Origin of the sequence: Pseudomonas sp. FYR_2, assembly GCF_043106425.1 — a bacterium.
GTDB lineage: Bacteria > Pseudomonadota > Gammaproteobacteria > Pseudomonadales > Pseudomonadaceae > Aquipseudomonas > Aquipseudomonas monteilii.
Genome location: NZ_JBICMM010000020.1, coordinates 281,592 through 304,840 on the forward strand (window position 1 = coordinate 281,592; position 23,249 = coordinate 304,840).

24 protein-coding genes are annotated in these 23,249 nt (G+C 62.9%); 15 read left to right on the forward strand and 9 right to left on the reverse strand.

Annotated elements, in window-relative coordinates; all coding sequences use genetic code 11:
- Positions 1 to 11 precede the first annotated feature (11 nt).
- Together ACF8R4_RS11400 and ACF8R4_RS11405 are read right to left on the reverse strand one after the other, a co-directional pair.
- Positions 12 to 1,160, reverse strand: coding sequence for a patatin-like phospholipase family protein (locus ACF8R4_RS11400; RefSeq protein ID WP_392492410.1), 1,149 nt, complete (start codon positions 1,158 to 1,160; stop codon positions 12 to 14).
- A 25-nt stretch (positions 1,161 to 1,185) separates the two neighbouring features.
- Entirely contained in the window at positions 1,186 to 2,121 is a 936-nt protein-coding gene (locus ACF8R4_RS11405; RefSeq protein ID WP_104834137.1) for a lipid A biosynthesis lauroyl acyltransferase, read from the reverse strand.
- Between the two features lie 111 nt (positions 2,122 to 2,232).
- On the opposite strand from ACF8R4_RS11405, the gene minC reads away from it, so the two are divergent.
- The 7 genes from minC to ACF8R4_RS11440 all read left to right on the forward strand — a co-directional run bounded on the left by minC (position 2,233) and on the right by ACF8R4_RS11440 (position 8,852).
- Positions 2,233 to 2,994: a septum site-determining protein MinC gene (gene minC / locus ACF8R4_RS11410; protein ID WP_019097103.1), complete on the forward strand. Its 762-nt coding sequence runs from the start codon at positions 2,233 to 2,235 to the stop codon at positions 2,992 to 2,994.
- Between the two features lie 109 nt (positions 2,995 to 3,103).
- Entirely contained in the window at positions 3,104 to 3,916 is an 813-nt protein-coding gene (minD, locus tag ACF8R4_RS11415; RefSeq protein ID WP_016715526.1) for a septum site-determining protein MinD, read from the forward strand.
- Between the two features lie 3 nt (positions 3,917 to 3,919).
- Entirely contained in the window at positions 3,920 to 4,174 is a 255-nt protein-coding gene (gene minE, locus ACF8R4_RS11420; RefSeq protein WP_003252572.1) for a cell division topological specificity factor MinE, read from the forward strand.
- Positions 4,175 to 4,328: 154 nt separating this feature from the next.
- The gene (locus tag ACF8R4_RS11425) at positions 4,329 to 4,964 is read left to right on the forward strand and encodes an RluA family pseudouridine synthase (protein WP_060497580.1); all 636 of its coding nucleotides are present in this window, start codon (positions 4,329 to 4,331) and stop codon (positions 4,962 to 4,964) included.
- A 107-nt stretch (positions 4,965 to 5,071) separates the two neighbouring features.
- A complete protein-coding gene (locus tag ACF8R4_RS11430; RefSeq protein WP_016715525.1) occupies positions 5,072 to 6,361 on the forward strand; it encodes a M18 family aminopeptidase in 1,290 nt (429 codons plus the stop codon).
- Positions 6,362 to 6,486: 125 nt separating this feature from the next.
- Positions 6,487 to 6,654 (forward strand): hypothetical protein, encoded by a 168-nt coding sequence (locus tag ACF8R4_RS11435; RefSeq protein WP_016715524.1) that lies wholly within the window; start codon positions 6,487 to 6,489, stop codon positions 6,652 to 6,654.
- A 44-nt stretch (positions 6,655 to 6,698) separates the two neighbouring features.
- Positions 6,699 to 8,852, forward strand: coding sequence for a mechanosensitive ion channel family protein (locus ACF8R4_RS11440; protein WP_104835419.1), 2,154 nt, complete (start codon positions 6,699 to 6,701; stop codon positions 8,850 to 8,852).
- 3 nt (positions 8,853 to 8,855) lie between these two features.
- Here the strand turns inward: ACF8R4_RS11440 and ACF8R4_RS11445 are convergent, their stop codons facing one another.
- Positions 8,856 to 9,569 carry a UTRA domain-containing protein gene (locus ACF8R4_RS11445; RefSeq protein ID WP_060497581.1) on the reverse strand — a complete coding sequence of 238 codons (714 nt, stop codon included), beginning with the start codon at positions 9,567 to 9,569 and terminating at the stop codon, positions 8,856 to 8,858.
- A 328-nt stretch (positions 9,570 to 9,897) separates the two neighbouring features.
- Between ACF8R4_RS11445 and ACF8R4_RS11450 the strand changes: the two genes are divergently transcribed.
- The 6 genes from ACF8R4_RS11450 (at position 9,898) to ACF8R4_RS11475 (ending at position 15,178) form a co-directional block, all read left to right on the forward strand.
- Positions 9,898 to 10,956 carry an ABC transporter substrate-binding protein gene (locus ACF8R4_RS11450; protein WP_016715521.1) on the forward strand — a complete coding sequence of 353 codons (1,059 nt, stop codon included), beginning with the start codon at positions 9,898 to 9,900 and terminating at the stop codon, positions 10,954 to 10,956.
- A 145-nt stretch (positions 10,957 to 11,101) separates the two neighbouring features.
- On the forward strand, positions 11,102 to 11,908 hold the full coding sequence (locus ACF8R4_RS11455) for an alkaline phosphatase family protein (protein WP_027609476.1): 807 nt from the start codon (positions 11,102 to 11,104) through the stop codon (positions 11,906 to 11,908).
- On the forward strand, positions 11,905 to 12,735 hold the full coding sequence (locus ACF8R4_RS11460; protein WP_060497582.1) for an ABC transporter permease subunit: 831 nt from the start codon (positions 11,905 to 11,907) through the stop codon (positions 12,733 to 12,735). The genes ACF8R4_RS11455 and ACF8R4_RS11460 overlap by 4 nt, the downstream gene beginning before the upstream one ends.
- Positions 12,725 to 13,519 carry an ABC transporter permease gene (locus tag ACF8R4_RS11465; protein ID WP_060497583.1) on the forward strand — a complete coding sequence of 265 codons (795 nt, stop codon included), beginning with the start codon at positions 12,725 to 12,727 and terminating at the stop codon, positions 13,517 to 13,519. The genes ACF8R4_RS11460 and ACF8R4_RS11465 overlap by 11 nt, the downstream gene beginning before the upstream one ends.
- 1 nt (position 13,520) lies before the next feature.
- A complete protein-coding gene (locus tag ACF8R4_RS11470; RefSeq protein WP_060497584.1) occupies positions 13,521 to 14,510 on the forward strand; it encodes an ABC transporter ATP-binding protein in 990 nt (329 codons plus the stop codon).
- 14 nt (positions 14,511 to 14,524) lie between these two features.
- Complete coding sequence (locus ACF8R4_RS11475) at positions 14,525 to 15,178, forward strand: HAD family phosphatase (protein ID WP_060497585.1); 654 nt, start codon at positions 14,525 to 14,527, stop codon at positions 15,176 to 15,178.
- A 121-nt stretch (positions 15,179 to 15,299) separates the two neighbouring features.
- On the opposite strand, the gene ACF8R4_RS11480 is transcribed toward ACF8R4_RS11475, so the two are convergent.
- On the reverse strand, positions 15,300 to 16,262 hold the full coding sequence (locus ACF8R4_RS11480) for an NAD(P)H-quinone oxidoreductase (protein ID WP_060497586.1): 963 nt from the start codon (positions 16,260 to 16,262) through the stop codon (positions 15,300 to 15,302).
- Positions 16,263 to 16,401: 139 nt separating this feature from the next.
- On the opposite strand from ACF8R4_RS11480, the gene ACF8R4_RS11485 reads away from it, so the two are divergent.
- Both ACF8R4_RS11485 and ACF8R4_RS11490 read left to right on the forward strand, forming a co-directional pair.
- On the forward strand, positions 16,402 to 18,483 hold the full coding sequence (locus ACF8R4_RS11485) for a carboxy terminal-processing peptidase (protein WP_177337077.1): 2,082 nt from the start codon (positions 16,402 to 16,404) through the stop codon (positions 18,481 to 18,483).
- A 118-nt stretch (positions 18,484 to 18,601) separates the two neighbouring features.
- Entirely contained in the window at positions 18,602 to 19,561 is a 960-nt protein-coding gene (locus ACF8R4_RS11490; protein WP_060497588.1) for an EAL domain-containing protein, read from the forward strand.
- 48 nt (positions 19,562 to 19,609) lie between these two features.
- Here ACF8R4_RS11490 and ACF8R4_RS11495 read toward each other — a convergent pair whose 3' ends face one another.
- The 5 genes from ACF8R4_RS11495 to pcaQ form a co-directional block, all read right to left on the reverse strand.
- A complete protein-coding gene (locus ACF8R4_RS11495) occupies positions 19,610 to 19,978 on the reverse strand; it encodes a hypothetical protein (protein ID WP_016501064.1) in 369 nt (122 codons plus the stop codon).
- Positions 19,975 to 20,313 carry a helix-turn-helix transcriptional regulator gene (locus tag ACF8R4_RS11500; RefSeq protein WP_060497589.1) on the reverse strand — a complete coding sequence of 113 codons (339 nt, stop codon included), beginning with the start codon at positions 20,311 to 20,313 and terminating at the stop codon, positions 19,975 to 19,977. The genes ACF8R4_RS11495 and ACF8R4_RS11500 overlap by 4 nt, the downstream gene beginning before the upstream one ends.
- A gap of 111 nt (positions 20,314 to 20,424) precedes the next feature.
- Positions 20,425 to 20,865 carry a YkvA family protein gene (locus ACF8R4_RS11505; protein WP_104834133.1) on the reverse strand — a complete coding sequence of 147 codons (441 nt, stop codon included), beginning with the start codon at positions 20,863 to 20,865 and terminating at the stop codon, positions 20,425 to 20,427.
- A 288-nt stretch (positions 20,866 to 21,153) separates the two neighbouring features.
- Positions 21,154 to 21,918 (reverse strand): FKBP-type peptidyl-prolyl cis-trans isomerase, encoded by a 765-nt coding sequence (locus tag ACF8R4_RS11510; protein ID WP_016715510.1) that lies wholly within the window; start codon positions 21,916 to 21,918, stop codon positions 21,154 to 21,156.
- Positions 21,919 to 22,147: 229 nt separating this feature from the next.
- Entirely contained in the window at positions 22,148 to 23,080 is a 933-nt protein-coding gene (gene pcaQ, locus ACF8R4_RS11515) for a pca operon transcription factor PcaQ (RefSeq protein ID WP_060497591.1), read from the reverse strand.
- Positions 23,081 to 23,249 lie beyond the last annotated feature (169 nt).

A 23,249-nucleotide genomic window follows, 5' to 3' on the forward strand; every position in this document is an offset into this window, starting at 1 on the left:
TGCAAGCAATATCAAATCCCCAGGAACTGACAAAGTTCCCGCTTCTTGGCCAGGGCATCCCTTCGCCCCAGCTCGATCAGTTCACTGCAATAGCTCGCCTCGAACAGCAAATAGCTCAACACCCCGGCCCCGCTGGTCCGCGTCGCCCCCGGCCCACGCAGGAACAAGCGCAACGCCGCCGGCAGCTCACGCCGGTGCCGTGCGGCAATCTCGTCCAGCGGCTGGCTGGGCGCCACCACCAGTACGTCGATCGGCGCCAGCCCCAGGCGACGGGCATCCAGATGTGCCGGTAGCAACCGGCTCAAATGATTGAGCCGCTGCAGCAATTCGATATCGTCTTCCAGGCTGTCAATGAACGTGCTGTTGAGCATGTGCCCACCAATCTGTGCCAGGCTCGGCTGCTGCCCGCTGAACACCCGCTGGGTCGGCAACGGCGGCGCTGGCCGCTGCGGGTTGCCACTGACCCCGACCACCAGCACCCGGCTGGCGCCCAGGTGCAAGGCCGGGCTGATGGGCGCCGACTGGCGGACTGCACCGTCGCCGTAATACTCGTCGCCCAGTTGCACCGGGGCAAACAGCAGCGGAATGGCCGCACTGGCCAGCAGGTGGTCGATGGTCAGCGGCGTGGGTACGCCAATGCGGCGGTGACGCAGCCAGGCCTCGATGCTGCCACGGCCCTGGTAGAAGGTGACCGCCTGACCAGACTCGTAGCCAAAGGCCGTGATTGCCACGGCGCGCAACTGCTCGGCGGCCAGGGAATGGCCGATGCCGTCCAGGTTCAGGTGTGCCTCCAGCAAGCCTCGCAAGGGACTGCTGTCCAGCAGCGCCACGGGTGCCGGGCCACCAATGCCTAACAGGTTGTGGCCAACGAAGCGACTGGCCTGGCGCACCACCCCGGGCCAGTCGCTGCGGATGACCAGGTGGCTGCGAAAGTTCCGCCAGAAGGTGGTAAGCCGTTGCACGGCGTCGTTGAAATGAGTGGCACCGCTGGCCAGGGTCACGGCATTGATGGCACCGGCAGAGGTGCCGACGATGACCGGAAAGGGGTTGTGCGCGCCGGCCGGCAGCAGCTCGGCGATGCCGGCCAGTACGCCGACCTGATAGGCCGCGCGGGCGCCGCCGCCAGAAAGGATAAGACCGGTTACCGGAGGTGGGGCCATGGCATCCTTCCTGGTTCAGCTGCTTTCAGCGCTTTTTCTTGTCATAGAGCCGCGGCGCACCCTCAGGCCGCGACTTGAACCGGCGGTGCGCCCACAAGTATTGCTCAGGGCACTCGCGCAGCACACTTTCAACCCACTGGTTGATGCGCAGGCAATCAGCCTCTTCACTCTCCCCCGGGAAGTCTTGCAGCGGCGGGTGGATCACCAGACGATAGCCGCTGCCATCCTCCAGGCGCTTCTGGGTGAACGGAATCACCTGCGCCTTGCCCAGCCGGGCAAACTTGGTAGTGGCAGTTACCGTCGCAGCCGGGATACCGAACAGCGGCACGAAAATGCTCTGCTTGGCGCCGTAGTCCTGGTCCGGTGCGTACCAGATCGCACGGCCCGAACGCAGCAGCTTGAGCATGCCGCGCACGTCCTCACGCTCCACCGCCAGCGAGTCGAGGTTATGCCGCTCACGCCCACTGCGCTGGATGAAGTCGAACAACGCATTGCCATGCTCGCGGTACATACCGTCGATGGTGTGCTGCTGGCCCAGCAGCGCCGCGCCGATTTCCAGCGTGGTGAAATGCACCGCCATCAGGATGGCGCCCTGCCCCGCCTGCTGGGCGGCCTGCAGATGCTCCAGCCCTTCGACATGGGCCAGGCGCGCCAGCCTGGCCTTGGGCCACCACCAGCTCATGGCCATTTCGAAGAAGGCGATACCGGTGGACGCAAAATTGGCCTTGAGCAAACGCTGCCGTTCGTCGACCGACAGCTCCGGGAAACACAGCTCCAGGTTGCGTGCGGCAATGCGCCGACGCTCACCGGCAAAGTGATACATCACGGCACCCAACCCGGCACCGATTTTCAACAGCACCCGGTACGGCAACTGGACCACCAGCCACAGCAGGCCCAGGCCCAGCCACAGGCCCCAGAACTTGGGATGAAGGTAATAGGGACGAAAACGCGGGCGTTCCATTGAAGCATCCGGAAAGACAAAGGCCGCGCATTCTACAACGGATCAGTGCATGTTGCGGGCAACCGGTGTTCTCGTTATAAGTCAGGGCACTTTTCTCGCAACAAGCCGTCTATGCAGACCATGAGCCCAAACCACACACCCGACACTGCCTCCGTGTTCCAGCTCAAGGGCAGCATGCTCGCCATTACCGTACTGGAACTGGCGCGCAATGACCTTGAAGCCCTCGACCGCCAGCTGGCGGCCAAAGTCGCCCAGGCACCGAACTTCTTCAGCAACACGCCGCTGGTGCTGGCGCTGGACAAACTGCCAGCCGACGAAGGGGCAATCGACCTGCCCGGCTTGATGCGGATCTGCCGCCACCACGGCCTGCGTACCCTGGCCATCCGCGCCAACCGCATCGAGGACATCGCTGCCGCCATCGCCATCGACCTGCCGGTACTGCCGCCTTCCGGCGCCCGCGAGCGGCCACTGGAGCCCGAGCCCGAGGTGGTCAGAAAGCCCGAGCCGGCCCCGGCCCCACCACCGGCACCGGAACCCGAAGTGCGCCCGACCCGCATCATCACCTCGCCGGTACGCGGCGGCCAGCAGATCTACGCCCAAGGTGGCGACCTGATCGTTACCGCTTCGGTCAGCCCGGGTGCGGAACTTCTGGCCGATGGCAACATCCATGTGTACGGCGCCATGCGCGGCCGCGCCTTGGCCGGCATCAAAGGTAACACCAAGGCGCGTATTTTCTGCCAGCAGATGACCGCCGAAATGGTCTCGATCGCCGGCCAGTACAAGGTCTGCGAAGACCTGCGCCGCGACCCGCTGTGGGGCACCGGCGTGCAAGTCAGCCTGTCTGGTGACGTGTTGAACATCACCCGTCTTTAACGGATACTTGCCAGCATTTTTAGAGCAACTTTTTTACCGTTGCCGTTATTTAAGCTATTTCAGTTATTTGCAGGGACCCGTGTCCCGACTATTTTAGGGGTGAAACACCTTGGCCAAGATTCTCGTGGTTACTTCCGGCAAGGGGGGTGTGGGCAAGACCACCACCAGCGCCGCCATTGGTACCGGCCTCGCACTGCGTGGCCACAAGACCGTCATCGTCGACTTCGACGTGGGCCTGCGTAACCTCGACCTGATCATGGGCTGCGAACGCCGCGTGGTGTACGACTTCGTCAACGTGGTCAACGGCGAAGCCAACCTGCAACAGGCCCTGATCAAGGACAAGCGCCTCGAGAACCTGTACGTGCTGGCCGCCAGCCAGACCCGTGACAAGGACGCGCTGACCCAGGAAGGCGTTGAAAAGGTGCTGATGGAACTGAAGAAAGACTTCGACTTCGTCATCTGCGACTCGCCAGCCGGTATCGAGAAAGGCGCGCACCTGGCCATGTACTTCGCCGACGAAGCCATCGTGGTCACCAACCCGGAAGTGTCCTCGGTACGTGACTCCGACCGCATGCTGGGCATCCTGTCGAGCAAGTCGCGCCGCTCCGAAAACGGCGAAGAGCCAATCAAGGAACACCTGCTGATCACCCGCTACCACCCCGAGCGCGTGGAAAAGGGCGAAATGCTGAGCATCGCCGACGTCGAAGAAATCCTGGCGATCAAGCTCAAGGGCGTGATTCCCGAGTCCCAGGCCGTGCTGAAGGCTTCCAACCAGGGTATCCCGGTCATCCTCGACGACCAGAGTGATGCCGGCCAGGCCTACAGCGACACCGTCGACCGTCTGCTGGGCAAAGAGAAGCCCCTGCGGTTCATCGAAGTGCCGAAGCAAGGATTCTTCGCGCGCCTGTTTGGAGGCAAGTAAACCATGAACCTTTTTGACTTCTTTCGTGGCAGACAGAAACAGACCAGCGCGTCGGTAGCGAAAGAGCGTCTACAGATCATCGTGGCGCACGAGCGCGGCCAACGCAGCGAACCGGACTACCTGCCGGCGCTGCAGAAAGAACTGCTGGAAGTCATCCGCAAGTATGTGAACATCGGCAACGATGATGTGCATATCGAGCTGGAAAACCAGGGCAGCTGCTCGATTCTGGAGCTGAACATTACCCTGCCGGATCGCTGATCCGCGCTACCGGGAATTTGGGGCTGCTGTGCAGCCCATCGCGACACAAGGCCGCTCCTACAAGGGAATGCACTCCCCTGTAGGAGCGGCCTTGTGTCGCGATGGGACGCAAAGCGGCCCCAATAGCTTTCCCCGATTTAACAGAGACCACGCAATGCCGCTGTCGAACATCCAGATCCTGCACGAAGACGCCGCCATCCTCGTGATCAACAAGCCGACCCTGCTGCTGTCGGTGCCCGGCCGCGCCGAAGACAACAAGGACTGCCTGATCACCCGCCTGCAGCAAAACGGCTACCCTGATGCGCTGATCGTGCACCGCCTGGACTGGGAAACCTCCGGCATCATCCTGCTGGCCCGCGATGCCGACAGCCACCGCGAGCTGTCTCGCCAGTTTCACGACCGCGAAACCGAAAAGGCCTACACCGCGTTGTGCTGGGGCCAACCGGCGCTGGACAGTGGCAGCATCGACCTGCCACTGCGCTACGACCCGCCAACCAAGCCACGGCATGTGGTGGACCACGAACAGGGCAAGCACGCACTGACCTTCTGGCGCATCGTCGAGCGCTGTGGCGATTACTGCCGGGTGGAACTGACGCCGATTACCGGGCGTTCTCACCAGTTGCGTGTGCACATGCTGTCGATCGGGCATCCGCTGCTGGGTGACCGGCTGTATGCCAACCCTGAGGCGCTGGCTGCGCATGAGCGGCTGTGCCTGCATGCATCCATGCTGAGCTTTACCCACCCGGTGTCGGGGGAGCGGTTGAAGTTCGAGTGCCCAGCGCCCTTCTGAATGTGTACTGCCTTTACAGGCCTCTTCGCGGCTTTAGCCGCGAAGAGGCAGACACAATTTGTCGACTTAATACGCTAAACTCGCGCCACTGCTGTCTGGAGTGAGCTATGCGCGACGCACTGAATTCTGGCCTTATCGACTTCCTCAAGGCCTCCCCCACGCCCTTCCACGCCACCGCCAGCCTGGCCCAGCGCCTGGAAGCGGCCGGCTACCAGCGCCTGGACGAGCGCGACAGCTGGGCCACCGTGCCCGGCGGCCGCTATTACGTCACCCGTAACGACTCCTCAATCATCGCCATCAAGCTGGGCAAGCAAGCCCCCCTGCTGAACGGCATCCGCATGGTCGGCGCCCACACCGACAGCCCGTGCCTGCGGGTGAAACCGCAGCCCGAGCTGCAGCGCCAGGGCTTTCTGCAACTGGGTGTCGAGGTGTATGGCGGTGCCCTGCTGGCGCCGTGGTTCGACCGCGACCTGTCGCTGGCCGGGCGCGTTACCTACCGCCGTGACGGCAAGGTTGAAAGCCAGCTGATCGACTTCAAGCTGCCGATCGCGATCATCCCCAACCTGGCCATTCACCTGAACCGCACCGCCAATGAAGGCTGGGCGATCAACCCGCAGAACGAGCTACCGCCCATCCTCGCCCAGGTGGCCGGAGACGAGCGCATCGACTTCCGCGCCCTGCTCACCGAGCAACTGGCCCGCGAGCACGAGCTGATCGCCGACGTGGTGCTGGATTACGAGCTGAGCTTTTACGACACCCAGGATGCCGCACTGGTCGGCCTGAACGGCGACTTCATCGCCGGCGCCCGCCTGGACAACCTGCTGTCGTGCTACGCCGGCCTGCAAGCCTTACTGGCCGCCGACAGTGATGAAACCTGCGTGCTGGTGTGCAACGACCACGAAGAAGTCGGCAGCTGCTCAGCCTGCGGCGCCGATGGCCCGATGCTGGAGCAGACCCTGCAGCGCCTGCTGCCGGATGGCGACGCCTACGTGCGCACCATTCAGCGCTCGCTGATGGTGTCGGCGGACAACGCCCACGGCGTGCACCCCAACTACGCCGACAAGCACGACGGCAACCACGGGCCCAAGCTGAACGCCGGGCCGGTGATCAAGGTGAACAACAACCAGCGCTACGCCACCAACAGCGAAACCGCCGGGTTCTTCCGCCACCTGTGCATGGCCGAAGAAGTGCCGGTGCAGAGCTTTGTGGTGCGCAGCGACATGGGCTGTGGTTCGACCATCGGGCCGATTACCGCCAGCCACCTGGGGGTGCGCACGGTGGACATCGGGCTGCCGACCTTTGCCATGCATTCGATTCGTGAACTGTGCGGCAGCCATGACCTGGCGCACCTGGTGAAGGTGTTGACCGCCTTCTACCGTAGCCGCGAGTTGCCTTGATGTAGGCAGGTCCGGCCCTATCGCGGTTTTATCCGCAAAGGGCCGGACCTGCTCAAGGTCAATCCCGCCTCGCTTGCCACCCGCTATGCTTGATACATGGCCCCACTGCAAAAGGATTGCTGTCCATGTCCCCGTTCCTGTCCCTGTTCGTGCCGGTGTTCCTGTTCCTGATGCTGCTGACAATCGGCTTCAGCATGCGCGAACGCAATATCGGGGTACTGATGATGTGGATCGGCACCTTGGGTATCTTCGGCCTCACCTGCTGGAAGATCCTTGAGAAACTGCCGTCATAAACCTCTACACTCGGTCAATCGTTTGACCTGAGGTAGATTTGCCAGTGCTTGCCCTCCTGCGTTACCTGTTCCTGCTGCTGTTGCTGTTCATCACCCCGGTAAAGGCGGCGGGCCTGCCTGGCCTGCTGGGTGGCAGTGCGCCTGCGCAACCGGAGGCCACCGAGCCGCTGGGCAAGTCGCTGGACGAGGTGATCAAGAACCTCGAAAACGACCAACAGCGGGCCAAGCTGCTGGCCGACCTGAAAAAGCTGCGCGACGCGACCAAGCAGTCGCAACCCAGCGTCGAACAGGGCGTGCTCGGGCTGATCGGCGGTGCCCTGCATGACTTCGAAAAACAGTTCAGCGGCGACGCCAGCCCGTTCCATCGCTGGGCGGCGGAAATCGAACAGGCCCAGGCGGAACTGACCGAACTGATGGTGCCGGTGCACCAGTGGCCAGCCATCCTGTTCGGCTTTGCCGCTGTCATTGCCGTGTGGAGTGTGCTGGCCTACGCCTTCAACTGGGTCGGGCACCGGATACGCCTGCGCTTTGGCCTGAGCGAAGAACTACCGCAACACCCGCGCACCTGGGACCTGGTGCGCTTTGCCTTGCGCAAGCTCGGCCCATGGCTGGTGGCGCTGGTATTCACCGTTTACCTGAGTTTCGTGCTGCCGCCGTCGCTGGGCAAATCGCTGGCCATGGTGCTGGCCTACGCGCTGGTCGTGGGCACTTGCTTCTCGGCCATCTGCGTCATCGCCTTCTCGCTGCTGGACGGCCCGCACCGCCACCGCGCCCTGCACATCCTGCGGCGCCAGGCGTTCCGCCCGTTGTGGCTGATCGGCAGCTTCGCTGCGTTTGGCGAGGCCATGAGCGACCCGCGCATGCTGGTTGCACTGGGTACCCACCTGGCCCATGCCCTGGCCACCCTGGCCAACGTCATCGCCGCACTGTGCACCGGGCTGTTCATCCTGCGCTTTCGCCGCCCCATCGCCCACCTGATCCGCAACCAGCCGCTGTCGCGGCGCCTGACCCGGCGCACCCTGAGCGACACCATCGAGATTCTCGGCAGCTTCTGGTTCATTCCGGCACTGATTCTGGTGGCCATTTCGCTGTTCGCCACCTTCATCTCGGCGGGCGACACCAGCACCGCCCTGCGCCAGTCACTGATGTGCACGGTGCTGGTGGTGGTGTGCATGGTGCTGAACGGCCTGGTACGCCGCCATGCGGCCAACCCCAAACGCGCCAACAAGCGCCAGGCCGTGTATGCCGAGCGCCTGCGCAACTTTGGCTACCTGCTGGTGCACCTGTTCATCTGGCTGGTATTCATCGAGCTGGGCCTGCGTGTGTGGGGCCTGTCGATGATCAGCTTCGCAGAGGGCGACGGCCACGACATCAGCCTGCGCCTGCTGGGCCTTGCCGGCACACTGATCGTCGCCTGGCTGGTGTGGATCCTTGCCGACACCGCCGTGCACCATGCCTTGGTGCGCTCGCGTCGGGGCCTGGCCAACGCCCGTGCGCAAACCATGATGCCGTTGATCCGCAACGTGATGTTCGTGGTCATCTTCATCATCGCGGTGATCGTTGCCCTGGCCAACATGGGCATGAACGTCACCCCGCTGCTGGCCGGTGCCGGTGTGATCGGCCTGGCCATCGGCTTTGGCGCACAGTCACTGGTGGCGGACCTGATCACCGGGCTGTTCATCATCATCGAGGACTCGCTGGCCATCGACGACTACGTGGACGTGGGCGGCCACCTGGGCACGGTGGAGGGGCTGACCATTCGTACCGTGCGCCTGCGGGACATTGACGGCATCGTGCATACCATCCCCTTCAGCGAGATCAAGAGCATCAAGAACTACTCGCGGGAGTTTGGCTATGCGATTTTCCGCGTGGCGATTCCGCACAACATGAACATCGACCAGGCGATCACGCTGATTCGCGAAGTGGGGCAAAAGCTGCGCAATGACCCGCTGATGCGCCGCAACATCTGGTCGCCACTGGAACTGCAAGGGGTGGAGAGTTTCGAGTCGGGGTCGGCAATTTTGCGGGCGCGGTTCAAGACGGCGCCGATCAAGCAGTGGGAAGTGTCGCGGGCCTTCAACCTGGCGCTGAAGCGGCAGCTGGATGAGGCAGGGCTGGACTTGGCGACACCACGGTTGTCGGTGCAGGTGGTGACTGCGGGTGGTGGTGGAATGGCGCAATCCGGCGCCTCCAGCTAGGCCCTAACCCGCCACGGCACGAATACGAATGGCATCATGCCGCCAATACTCCAGGTCACAGTCGATCAGGTGCCCATGCTGATCACTGTTGACCCGCGTGATGTGCAGCCCCGGGCTGCCCGTCGACACCTTCAGCGCCCCCGCCGCCTCTACCGGCAACGCCGTCGGCAGGATCTCGAAGCACACCTGCCCGTACCGGATGCCATACACCCGCCCATATATCTCGGTAAGCGATTGCGCCAGCTCCTGTTCGAGAATCCCCGGAAAGTACCGGGGGTTCAGGTAATGCTCGGCATACAGCACCGCCCGCCCATCAATCCGCCGTAACCGGCAGATACGCACCACACTGGACAAGGCCGGCAGCTGCAAGCGTGCGCAGATGGCCGCCGAGGCTGGCTGCAAGCGCGCCGACAGCAGCTCGGTACTGGCCACCCGCCCTTGGTCGCGCACCATGGCATGGAAGTGACTGCGCTCGATCAGGTCGTAGGTCAGCCGCTCGGGTGCAACGAACCAGCCGCGGCGTTCTTCACGGTAGATCAGGCCTTGGGCCTCCAGCTGCGCCAGCGCCTCACGCAGGGTGATGCGCGTCGTGTCGAACACCTCACTGAGTTTGCGCTCGGCCGGCAGCTTGCCCCCCGGGGCCAGCAGGCCGTGCTCGATCTGCTCCTGCAGGGCATGGCAGATGGCTGTTACCGCACGCGGTGGCATCGACTGCATCAAAGGTTACCTATCTGGACTAGTCCAGCCCCAGAACAGGGCACTTGGAGAATAGTGCAAGCCTAGGCAGGGCTGATGAACATCCCGTGACAACGCTGCAACCATACTGTTGCCAGAATCGGGCCAGCCCAGAAAAACCGGGGCTGTGGCATGGTCTACGCTGTACTGCCAAGGGCTCGACGCTACCTGTACAGGCCCTCCCCTACATCAAACTGTCACGCAAGCGGCCTACCTTGGCTCAAGGTTTGCTGACCTAGACCAAAGGTTCCAGGCAACGGCTTCACTCATAACAACGATCGTAAAAAGGCACCCACCCAAGGAGCTACGGATGAAAAAGTTGTTCATGGCGTCACTGCTCGGTTCGGCCATCGCGTTCTGCACCTCGGCCATGGCCGCGGACCTAAAGGCCCTGGAAGACGCCGCCCGCAAGGAAGGCACCGTCAACAGCGTGGGCATGCCCGATGCCTGGGCCAACTGGAAAGGCACCTGGGAAGACCTGGCCAGCAAGTACGGCCTCAAGCACAGTGACACCGACATGAGCTCGGCGCAGGAAATCGCCAAGTTCGAAGCCGAGAAGGACAACGCCAGCGCCGACATCGGCGACGTGGGCGCCGCCTTCGGCCCCATCGCCGTGACCAAGGGCGTCAGCCAGCCGTACAAGCCCAGCACCTGGGACCAGGTACCGGAGTGGGCCAAGGACAAGGACGGGCACTGGGCGCTGGCCTATACCGGCACCATTGCGTTCATCATCAACAAGGACCTGGTGAAGGAAGGCGAACGCCCGACCTCCTGGCATGACCTGGAAAAAGGCAAGTACAAGGTCGCCATCGGTGACGTCGGCACCGCCGCACAAGCCGCCAACGGTGTACTGGCGGCGGCCATTGCCTACAAGGGCGACGAAACCAACGTGGCGCCGGGCCTGCAGCTGTTCACCAAACTGGCCCAGCAGAAGCGCCTGTCGCTGGCCAACCCGACCATCCAGACCATCGAGAAAGGCGAGGTCGAGGTCGGCGTGGTGTGGGACTTCAACGGCCTGAGCTACCGCGAGCAGATCGACCCCAAGCGTTTCGAAGTGCTGATCCCGTCGGACGGCACGGTGATCTCCGGCTATACCACCATCATCAACAAATACGCCAAGCACCCCAATGCGGCCAAGCTGACGCGTGAATACATCTTCAGCGATGCCGGGCAGATAAACCTGGCCAAGGGGCATGCCCGGCCGATCCGTGCCGAGCACCTGACGCTGCCGGCGGATGTGCAGGCCAAGTTGCTGCCAAACGAGCAGTACAAGGCCGCGCAACCGATCAAGAATGCCGAAGCCTGGGAAGCCACCTCGAAGAAACTGCCGCAGATGTGGCAAGAGCAAGTGATCATCGAGATGGAGTGAGGGCTCATTTCTGTAGTGTCTGATCCGGCCCTTTCGCTGGCATGCCCGCTCCCACAGGTACAGCACAGGTCCTGAGCCTAGTGCAGTACTTGTGGGAGCGGGTTTACCCGCGAAGAAGCCAACGCGGTTTACGACTGGAGCAATCATGCAACACAACGTCATCCTGGTCCTGCTGGACGGTCTCAACTACCAGGTCGCCCACCACGCCATGGGCCACCTGCACGCCTACGTCGAGGCCGACCGCGCCGCGCTGTACCGCGTGGAATGCGAACTGCCGTCGCTGTCGCGGCCGCTGTACGAGTGCATCCTCACCGGCGTGCCCCCCATCGACAGCGGCATCGTGCACAACAACGTCAACCGCCTGTCCAACCAGCGCAGTGTGTTCCACTACGCCCGCGAGGCCAACCTGGGCACCGCAGCAGCGGCCTATCACTGGATGAGCGAGCTGTATAACCGCTCACCCTTCGACCCGCAGCGCGACCGCCACACCCACGCGCCGAAGCTGCCGATCCAGCATGGGTTGTTCTACTGGGACGACCGCTACCCCGATTCGCACCTGCTGGCCGACGGTGAGTACCTGCGCCGCCGCCACGCACCCAACTTCCTGTTGGTGCACCCGATGAGCATCGACGACGTCGGCCACCGCCACGGCCTGGACAGCAGCCAGTACCGCAACGCCGCACGCAGCGCCGACATCCTGCTGGCCGACTACCTGCCAGGCTGGCTGGAAGAGGGTTACCAGGTGCTGGTCACCGCCGATCACGGTATGAACAACGACCGCTCGCACAACGGGCTGCTGACCGAGGAGCGCGAAGTGCCGCTGTTCGTCTTCGGCGACGCCTTCAGCCTGGACCCGGCGGCCAAGCCGCTGCAGACCGAGCTGTGCGGGACCATCTGTGAACTGCTGGGTGCCGCGCACGACAAGACGGTGTGCCGGGAGTTGCTCAAGTGAACCGTGGCCGCTATCTGGCCCTGCTCTGCCTGCTGCCGTTCGCCGTGTTCTTCGTCATCTTCCAGGTCGCCCCGCTGGCCTGGGTGGCGATCAACAGCCTGCAATCGGAAGCCGGCTGGGGCGTCGAAAACTTCAGCAAGGTCTTCAGCTCGAAGTTCTACCTGCAAGCGCTGCAACGCAGCCTGGAAATCAGCTTCTGGTCGAGCCTGTTCGGCATCGTCATCGCCACCCTCGGCGCCTACTCGCTGCGCCAGGTGGACTCGAAACTGCGCGATTTCGTCAGCGCCTTCGCCAACATGACCAGTAACTTTGCCGGGGTGCCGCTGGCGTTCGCCTTCATCATCCTGCTCGGTTTCAACGGCGCACTGACCCTGCTGCTGAAGCAGATCGGCCTGCTGGAAGACTTCAGTATCTACTCCAAAAGCGGGCTGATCCTGGTGTACACCTACTTCCAGATCCCGCTGGGTGTGTTGCTGCTGTACCCCGCCTTCGACGCCCTGCGTGAAGACTGGCGCGAGTCGGCCGCGCTGCTGGGCGCCAGCCACTGGCAGTTCTGGCGGCACATTGGTCTACCCGTACTCACTCCGGCACTGCTGGGCACCTTCGTCATCTTGCTGGCCAACGCGCTCGGTGCCTATGCCACCGTGTACGCGCTGACCACCGGCAATTTCAACGTACTGCCGATTCGCATCGCCGGCCTGGTGGCTGGCGACATCAGCCTCGACCCGAACCTGGCCAGCGCCCTTGCGATGGTGCTGGTGGGGCTGATGACGCTGGTCACGGTGGTGCACCAATGGCTGTTGAAGAGGAGCTACCATGCGCGCTGACGCCCGTTCCAGCGGCTGGTACCACCGCGCCGTGGTCTACCTGCTGTTCCTGATTCTGCTGCTGCCACTGGCCGGCACCCTGCTCTACTCGCTGGCCACCAGCTGGTCGGCCAGCCTGCTGCCCAGCGGCCTGACCCTGAAATGGTATGCGGCGCTGTGGAGCGAGCCACGCTTCCTGGCCGCTTTCGGCCAGTCGTTGCTGGTGTGCGTGGGCGCACTGCTGCTGTCGATAGTGCTGATTCTGCCGCTGCTGTTCGTGGTGCACTACCACTTCCCCAGGCTGGACGCGCTGATGAACATTCTCATCCTGCTGCCCTTCGCGGTGCCGCCGGTGGTGTCGTCGGTGGGGCTGTTGCAGCTGTACGGCAGCGGGCCGATGGCCATGGTCGGCACGCCGTGGATCCTGATCGGCTGCTACTTCACCATCGCCCTGCCGTTCATGTACCGGGCCATCACCAACAACCTGCAAGCCATCAACCTGCGCGACCTGATGGACGCTGCCCAATTGCTGGGCGCCAGCACCTGGCAGGCCGCGCTGCTGGTGGTGCTGCCGAACCTGCGCAAGGGCCTGATGGTGGCGTTGCTGCTGTCGTTTTCGTTCCTGTTTGGCGAGTTTGTGTTCGCCAACCTGCTGGTCGGCACCCGTTACGAAACCCTGCAGGTGTACCTGAACAACATGCGTAACAGCAGCGGCCACTTCAACAGTGCGCTGGTGATCTCCTACTTCGCCTTCGTGCTGGTACTGACCTGGATCGCCAACCGCCTGAACAAGGACAAGACCTGACATGAGCTTCGTCAGCGTACAGAAACTGCAAAAAAGCTACGCCGGCAGCCCGGTGTTCGAGAACATCGACTGCCACATCGAACGCGGCGAGTTCGTTACCCTGCTGGGCCCGTCCGGTTGCGGCAAGTCCACCCTGCTACGCTGCATCGCCGGGCTGACCCCGGTGGACAGCGGGCAGATCCTGCTGGACGGCCACGACATCGTGCCCGTGAGCCCGCAAAAGCGCGGCATCGGCATGGTGTTCCAGAGCTATGCGCTGTTCCCCAACATGACCGTGGAGCAGAACGTGGCCTTTGGCCTGCGCATGCAGAAGGTGAAGGCCGACGAAAGCCAGGTACGGGTGCGCGAGGCGCTGGACCTGGTGGAGCTGGGCAGCTTTGCCGGGCGTTACCCGCACCAGTTGTCTGGCGGCCAGTGCCAGCGCGTGGCCCTGGCCCGTTCGCTGGTCACCCGCCCTCGCCTGCTGCTGCTCGACGAGCCGCTGTCGGCACTGGATGCACGTATTCGCAAGCACCTGCGTGAGCAGATCCGGGCCATCCAGCGTGAGCTAGGGCTGACCACCATTTTCGTCACCCACGATCAGGAAGAAGCGCTGACGATGTCCGACCGCATCTTCCTGATGAACCAGGGGCGCATCGTCCAGAGCGGCGATGCCGAAACCCTCTATACCGCACCGGTGGACCTGTTTGCCGCCGGCTTCATCGGCAACTACAACCTGCTCGATGCCGACAGCGCCAGCCGCCTGCTGCAACGCCCAGTGGCCAGCCGCCTGGCGATCCGCCCGGAGTCGATCACACTGGGCATACACGGCGAACTGGACGCCCAGGTAAGCAGCCACAGCTTGCTGGGCAACGTGATCCGCTACCGCGTGCAAGTGCGCGACGTGGAGCTGGTGGTCGACGTGCTCAACCGCTCGCCGGCCGACCTGCACGCGGACGGAAAACGGGTAAGCTTGTCGATCGACCCCACGGCGCTGCGGGAAGTGGCCTAAGGAGATTCAGCACAATGGCACTGGCAATTTTCGATCTGGACGAAACCTTGATCCACGGCGACTGCGCTTCGCTGTGGAGCGAACAGATGGCCCGGCTGGGCTGGGTCGACGGCAAGGAATTTCTGCGCCGCGACCATGAGCTGATGGAGGCCTACGGCAAGGGCCACCTGCAGATGGAGGACTACATGGCCTTCAGTCTGGAGCCGATGGCCGGGCGAACCCTGGAAGAAGTCGAGCACCTGGTTGAGCCGTGGGTTGAAGAGGTGATCGAGCCGATCATCTACGGCGACGCCTGCCGCTGCATTGCCGAACACCGCAAGCGCGGGGACCGCATCCTGATCATTTCCGCTTCGGGTACGCACCTGGTTGGGCCGATTGCGGCTCGCCTGGGGGTGGACGAATACCTGGCGATCGAGCTGGAGGCGGTGAACGGAGTGTATACCGGCAAGACCCACGGGGTGCTGACGTATCGTGAAGGCAAGATTACGCGGCTGCTGGAGTGGCTGGATCAGGAACAAGAAAATCTGGAGGGGGCGAGTTTCTATTCCGACTCACGGAATGATTTGCCGTTGTTGTTGAAGGTGGACCATCCGCATGTGGTGAACCCGGATGCGGTATTGCGGGAGCATGCCCAGATCAATCGCTGGCCGATTTTGAGCTGGACCTGAGAGTAATTTATTGCCTGAACCGGCCTATTCGCGGGTAAACCGCTCCCACAGGGATCACACAAATTTCGAATCTGCGGTGATCCTGTAGGAGCGGGTTTACCCGCGAAAGGGCCAGGCCTGCTTACACCAGGCTAGGGTCAATCACCATCACCAGCTTGCCAGAGACCTGATTAGTCTCAAGCTCGGCATACGCCGCCTGGGCAAACTCCACCGGGTAGGTGTCAACCAGCTGCGGCGACAACCGCCCTTCGGCAAACAGCGGCCACACCTGCTGTTGCAACTCACGCAGCAGCTCCGCCTTGAAGCCGTCATCGCGGTTGCGCAGCGTGGAGCCGGTAATCTCCAGGCGCTTGCCCAGCACCTGCGCCAGGTCCAGCTCGAACTTGCGCCCACCCATCAAGCCGATGATCACCCAGCGCCCGTCGCGGGCCAGCAGCTTGAGGTTTAGCTCACCGTAGCTGGCACCCACCGGGTCGAGAATCACGTCGAACGGGCCAAAGCCTTCCAGCGCGTCCAGGTTTTCGTTACGTACCACGCCCCCTGTCGCGCCCAGCGCTTCGCAATAAGCCAGGCGGTCCTGCGAACCGACACTGACCCACACCGGGCTGCCAAACGCCTTGCACAACTGGATAGCGGCCGAGCCCACGCCACTGGCGCCAGCATGCACCAGCACTTTCTCGCCAGCCTTCACAGCACCGAGCTGGAAGATGTTCAACCAGGCAGTGGCATACACCTCCGGCAACGCCGCGGCTTCATGCAGGCTCAGGCCCTCGGGCACAGGCAGCACGTGACGCGCATCGACCACCACTTCCTCGGCCATGGCGCCACTGGCCAACAGCGCGCACACACGGTCGCCCACGCGCCAGTCGGCACCGGCGCCCACTTCCTCAACCACCCCGGCACACTCCAGGCCCATGTACGGGCTGGCGCCCGGCGGTGGCGGGTACAAACCTTTCATCTGCAGCAGATCGGCGCGGTTCAGGCCCGCAGCAGCCACGCGAATGCGCACTTGGCCCGCGTCACAGGCCGGGCGTTCGGCCTCGACCCACTCCACATGTCCGTCAACGCCTTGCAATGCCTTCACAGTGCCTCCATAGTTGAATCATGACTGGGCCTGGGGTTGCTTACCTCAGGCTTTTTGCAGTATTTGCCCGGCTCCATGGAACCGGCAACGGAAAAGACGGCCTACTATGCGTGATCAATTGCCTCCACGTCGAATCAGCATGAAGCATTTCCTCCCAAGCACCGCCCTCGCCGTCATGATCGGCCTTGGCAGCCTCACGCTCGGCGGCAATGCGACGGCCGCCAACAAATGGGACAGCCTGCAGCCAGACCGCGACGAGATCGTCGCCAGCCTCAACGTGGTGGAATTGCTCAAGCGCCACCACTACAGCAAGCCGCCGCTGGACGATGCCCGTTCGGTCATCATCTATGACAGCTACATCAAGCTGCTGGACCCGGCACGCAGCTACTTTACCGCTGCCGACATTGCCGAGTTCGACAAGTGGAAAACGCAATTCGACGATTTCCTCAAAAGCGGTAACCTGGACCCGGGCTTCACCATCTACAAACGCTACCTCGACCGCGTCAAGCAACGTCTGGACTTCGCCCTGGCCGAGTTGAACAAGGGCGTGGACAAGATCGACTTCACCACCAAGGAAACCTTGCTGATCGACCGCAAGGACGCACCGTGGATGAAAGACCAGGCCGAGCTCGACGACCTTTGGCGCAAACGCGTCAAGGATGAGGTGCTGCGCCAGAAGATCGCCGGCAAGGAACCCAAGCAGATCCAGGAAACCCTGACCAAACGCTACAAGAACCAGCTGGCGCGCCTGGACCAGACCCGTGCCGAGGATATCTTCCAGGCCTACATCAACACCTTCGCCCAGTCCTACGACCCGCACACCAACTACCTGTCGCCGGACAACGCCGAAAACTTCGACATCAACATGAGCCTGTCGCTCGAAGGCATCGGTGCGGTGCTGCAAAGCGACAACGACCAGGTCAAGATCGTGCGCCTGGTACCGGCAGGCCCGGCAGCCAAGACCAAGCAGGTGGCCCCGGCCGACAAGATCATCGGCGTGGCCCAGGGCAACAAGGAAATGATCGACGTGGTCGGCTGGCGCCTGGACGAAGTGGTCAAGCTGATCCGTGGCCCGAAAGGCTCGGTGGTGCGCCTGGAGATCATCCCGGCCAGCAATGCACCTAGCGACCAGACCAGCAAGATCGTGTCGATTACCCGCGAAGCCGTGAAGCTTGAAGAGCAGGCGGCCAAGAAGTCGGTGCTCAAGCTGAAGCAGGACGGGCGAGACTACAAGCTGGGCATCATCGAGATCCCGGCCTTCTACCTGGACTTCAAGGCCTACCGCGCCGGTGACCCTGAGTACAAGAGCACCACGCGTGACGTGAAGAAGCTGCTCACCGAACTGCAGAAAGAGAAAGTCGACGGCGTGGTCATCGACCTGCGCAACAACGGTGGCGGCTCGCTGCAGGAAGCCACCGAGCTGACCAGCCTGTTCATCGAAAAAGGCCCGACCGTGCTGGTGCGCAACAGCGACGGCCGCGTCGACGTGCTGGAAGATGAAAACCCGGGCGCCTTCTACAAAGGCCCGCTGGCGTTGCTGGTGAACCGCCTGTCGGCCTCGGCTTCGGAGATTTTCGCCGGTGCCATGCAGGACTACCACCGCGCGCTGATCATCGGCGGCCAGACCTTCGGCAAAGGCACCGTGCAAACCATCCAGCCGCTCAACCATGGCGAGCTGAAGCTGACCCTGGCCAAGTTCTACCGGGTTTCCGGGCAGAGCACCCAGCATCAGGGCGTGCTGCCGGACATCGACTACCCGTCGATCATCGACACCAAGGAAATCGGCGAGAGCGCCCTGCCCGAGGCCATGCCATGGGACACCATCCGCCCGGTGGTCAAGCCTGCGGCCGACCCGTTCAAGCCGTTCCTGGCCCAGCTCAAGGCGCAGCATGAAGCGCGCAGCGACAAGGATGCCGAGTTCACCTACATCCGCGACCGCCTGGCCCTGACCCAGAAGCTCATGAACGAGAAAACCGTCAGCCTCAACGAGCAGGAGCGCCGTGCGCGCCACGATGACATCGAGGCCAAGCAGCTGGCACTGGAAAACATCCGCCGCAAGGCCAAGGGTGAAGAGCCGCTGAAAGAGCTGAAGAAAGAAGACGAGGACGCGCTGCCGACCGAGGATGAAAACACCAAGCCGGAAGACGACGCCTACCTGTCGGAAACCGGTCGCATCCTGATCGACTACCTCAGTGCCAGCACCAAGGTGGCCAAGAAGTAAGGCGCTGCAACGATGATGGCAGAATAATGCGACCTGTCATCAAACAGTCATCGCGCTGTCGTGAAATACGAGGGCCGGGCATGCAGATGCCCGGCCCTTTCATTTTCAGGAATACGTCATGACCGTTGCCGAACAGCTCAGTGCCTTGAGTGCCATCCTGGCTCAACGCAGTATTCACAGTCTGTTCCAGCCGATCATGTGCCTGAGCGAACAGCGGGTGTTCGGCCATGAAGCGCTGAGCCGCGGCCCGTCCAACAGCCCGCTGCACGCGCCGTTGAACCTGTTTACCATCGCCCGCCAGGCTGGCCGCCTGACCGAACTGGAAGCCGTCTGCCGGGAAAGCGCCTGCCGTCGCTTCAGCGAGCAGCAATTGCAGGGCAAGCTGTTTCTCAACATCTCGCCAGAATCGCTGCTGGAGCCACACTACCCGTCCGGCCTGACCCTGAAACTGCTGGAGCAGGTCGGCCTGCCGCCCAGCCGGGTAGTGATTGAACTGACCGAGCACACCCCCACCGACGACTTCCAGCTCTTGTCCAATGCCCTGCACCATTACCGCGACATGGGCTTTTCGATTGCCATCGACGACCTGGGGGCGGGCTATTCCAGCCTGCGGCTGTGGTCGGAGCTGCGCCCTGAATACGTGAAGATCGACCGGCACTTCATCGACGGTATCCACCGCGACCCGCTCAAGCGCGAGTTCGTTGGCTCGATCCTGCAGATTGCCCGGGCCTCGAAGGCGCAGGTGATCGCCGAAGGGATCGAGCTTGCGGAGGAACTGGCGGTGCTGAGGGAGATGGGGGTGGACCTGGTGCAGGGGTACCTGCTTGGGCGACCGCAGGAGCTGGGGGTGCGTGCGTTACCGGCGCTGATGAGTATGCCGCCGGCCGAGCATCCATCTGTGCGGTTGAATGCCACCATTGGGCAGTTGCTGGAGCTGTTTGGGCGGCATCAGCATCTGGATGCGTTGGAGGTAGTGGATGCTGAAGGCAGGGCCTGTGGATTCATTCACAGGGATAGGTTGACTGTTCCGGCCTCTTCGCGGGCAAGACCGCTCCCACAGGATCTCCACCACACTTAAGAAAGGTGGTGTACCTGTGGGAGCGGGCTTGCCCGCGAAGAGGCCCAATCAGGCTGTTTCGGGGTAGCTGTACTCAAACACCCGAACCACCTCGGAAGCATGCCAGGAAGCGGCCTCCATGCCATCCACCGGCCCGGCAAACCGCCCTAACCGTTCGACACATTCAAAAAAGCCGGTACGCGGCAAACGGCTGGCGCCCTGGCTGATCACCAGCGAGCTGCGAAGCGGCTGCTCGGCACGGGCATCCAGCACTGCCAGGTATTCCAGCGCGGCGGTCAGCGTCTGCATGGCCGGGCTGGGCAGTTGCAAGCGCTCGATCAGTGCTCGGTAGGTCAGCAAGTGACGTTGACGGCGGGCCAGGTCAAGCTCGCCCAGCAGGTTGTCCCAGTGCTGACGGCTGATCCTGACCTGGCTCATGATGGCTCGCTCCAGCCAGCCACCCCCAAGTGCCAGGCCAAGGCGCGGCGGATGGCTGCATCCGGCTGGCGCTCGCCCGATTCGATCATGGCCAGGTAGGCCGGGCTTACCCCGACGTTGCGCGCCAGCTGCTCAGGGGCGATGCCCTTGGCCTGGCGAATCTGTGCCACTTCGCTGAATGCTGGCAATTGCGCCGCAGCGGCTGCCATGGCCGGTTCGCCGACAACGGCCTCGGCAGGTGCCTGCCCTGCAGCCTTGAGCAGCGCCTGGTACTGCTCCCAGGGAACGACTGCGTACTCGGGTTGACCGTCCCGGCTGATGACCTGAATACCCATTACAAACCCCTTTAAAAAGGATTACAGCATGTAATCCGTAGGCATAACCCTTATGCCAATTATATTACCAACTCCGGGGTCTGTCCGGTTGAGGTGCAGTTCAGGCGTTTTTCACTGCGTATTGCGCTCCAGGCGCAGCGCTTCGGGGCTTGCGGGCAGGCGCTCGACCACACGCAGCCGCTCGGGTGCCTGGCTGTCGCGCCAGGCCCGGAAGCGCGCCAGCTCATCGGCCACGGTCTTCAGTACCCAGCCCAGCACTGCAATGTCATCAAGGAAGCCCACGCCCAGCAGCCAGTCGGGGATGGCATCGATAGGGCTGACGAAATACAGCAGGCCGGCCACGATGGTGACCAGGGCCTTGGGGCTGATGGCACGGTATTCGCCGCGCCACCATGCCAGGCATAGCGACTGAAGCAGTTTCACGTCCTCGCGCAACTGGCCGATGCGCGGGCCTTTGCGGGCCACGGCGAACAGCAGGGCCGGCAACCGGCCACGGCTGAGCAGGCGCTCGGCCAAGGGCAGGAAACGGGCGAAATTCCAAGGTGCGCTCATGGAGCCTCCACGCGGAACAGGTTATCCACATTTATTGTGGATAACCTTGTGAACAGGGCCACGTTTCTGACCTCGGGTGCCTGCCAGGCAAGGGCCCCGGTCAGATCGGGCGTTTTTTACACAGCCGTTTCAATACGTGGGTAGCTGGCCGCAAACGATTTGCGCCAGAAACATCCTACAGCAACAAGCTGCATTTCCTCGGACAGTATCAGCAGTTACAGGTTCGTCCAATCGTCGTAAACGAAAACGCCCCGTCAGGACGGGGCGTTTTGCAAGAACCTGCCAGTATTACTTGGCGGGTGCTTCTGCAGGGGCTTCGGCCGGGGCCTCGGCTTCCGGCTCGGCGCCTTGCAGCTGGGCCGGGTCCTTGATGGCGATCAGTTCCAGATCGAACACCAGTACCGAGTTGGCCGGGATCAGCGGGCTTGGGCTTTGTGCACCGTAGGCCAGTTCAGCCGGGATGAACAGCTTGTACTTCTCGCCAACGTGCATCAGTTGCAGGCCTTCGACCCAACCCGGGATCACGCCGCTGACGGGCAGGTCAATCGGGCTGCCGCGCTCGACGGAGCTGTCGAACACCTTGCCATCGATCAGCTTGCCTTCATAGTGGACGGTAACCACGTCAGTAGGCTTGGGCTGAGGGCCGTCGGCCTTCTTGACCACTTCGTACTGCAGGCCCGAGGCGGTAGTGACCACGCCTGGTTTCTTGGCGTTTTCTTCGAGGAATTTCTTGCCGGCAGAGGCCGCTTCTTCGCTGGCCTTGGCCAGGCGCTCTTCGGCGCGCTTCTGCAGCGCGGTGAAGGCTTCTACCAGTTCTTCATCCTTGATGCGCTGTTCTTTCTTGCCAACGGCGTCTTCGATACCGAGTGCCACTGCTTTCGAATCAAGGTCTTCCATGCCTTCCTGAGCCAGGCTCTTGCCCATGTTCAGGCCGATACCGTAGGAGGCTTTCTCTGCCGGAGTCTTCAGCTCGGGGCTGCTAGCTTGTTGGTCGCAGCCAGCCAGTACCAAGCCTACCAGGGCAACCGCAGCCGCCAAACGATGCTGTTTCATGCTATTTCCTTGTTCATGCGCCATAAGGGCAATCAGGGTAAAGCCGCGAGCTTAGCAGGCGGCCATCACCAATGGCTACCGGCATAGGAGCGGGTTTTGGTAAGGAAGTTCAGTAGTTAAACGCTTATTCATCAATGCGTTTGCAGCCACTGGCCAGTATTGCCCGGTTGTGTCGATTTTGCCCGGTTCGGCAGGGGATTTATTTCGTTGAATGCCCGGAGGCCTGCACTCAAGGGTAGTGACCTTCGCGGTACTGCCCCGCCACCTCACGCAGCACCTCGCACACCCACTGCCCCGGCAGGCTCTGCGGCAAGGCGGCATTGCGACAAATACCCACCGAGCCACCCGGCTCCCGCACGCCCAGGTCTAGCTCGACCAGCTCGCCACGGCGCAGGTCGAGCAGCACCGCATCGCGTGGCGCCACCCACAGCCCATCGCTGCCCAGCAGGTAGCGCCGGCTCAGGGCCAGCGACAGGGTTTCCAGGCGCTGCGCCGGCATCTGGATGCCGCATTGCACGAACAGGCTGTCGGCATGCTGGCGGATGGTGGTGCCTGCTGGCGGCAACACCAGCGGATAACGCCCCACCTGGGCCCGCTCGACGGGTGTGCCGGCCAGCAGCGGGTGGCCCGGGCGTACCACCAGGCTCATCGACTCGCTGTACAGGTGCTCGAACGACAGGCCCTGGATCTGCGGGCTGTCGGTCATGCGCCCGACCACCAGCTCCAGCTCGCCCAGCCGCAGTTGGCCCAGCAGCTGCGCACTGACCCCGGTGACCACACTGATCACCAGCGCTTCATGGCGCTGGTGCAGGCGGCAGAGCACTTCGGGCATAAGCAGGCCCTCGACCGTCGACAGCACGCCGATGCGCACCTGCGACGGCGCCCGCGCCTCACCACGCAGGCTGCTGACGCCATCGCGCAGGGCCTGCACACTGGGCCCGGCATAACGCATGAAGCGCGTACCGGCCGGGGTCAGTTCGACACCCTGTCGGCTGCGCGCAAACAGGCGCGTTTCCAGCAGGTCTTCAAGTTCCTTGAGGGTTTTGGAAATGGCCGGCTGGCTGATGGCGAGCACGTCGGCAGCCCTGGCCAGGCTGCCCTGTCGGGCAATCTCCAGAAAGCACAGCAGGTGGCGGTATTTGATGCGGGTGTCGAGGTTCATGGGCTGAAGCTTACCGTATTGCCCATGTGGTGGCTGTCTTGGGATTTGTGGTGGGGCGTAGATCGAGCGCCGCCCGCGCGGCGCATCGCGAGCTGCGCTCGCTCCTACGTTTGTTTCGGGCCAATTAATCCTGTGGGATTTGCGCGCGTACGCCTTGGCGGCTGACATG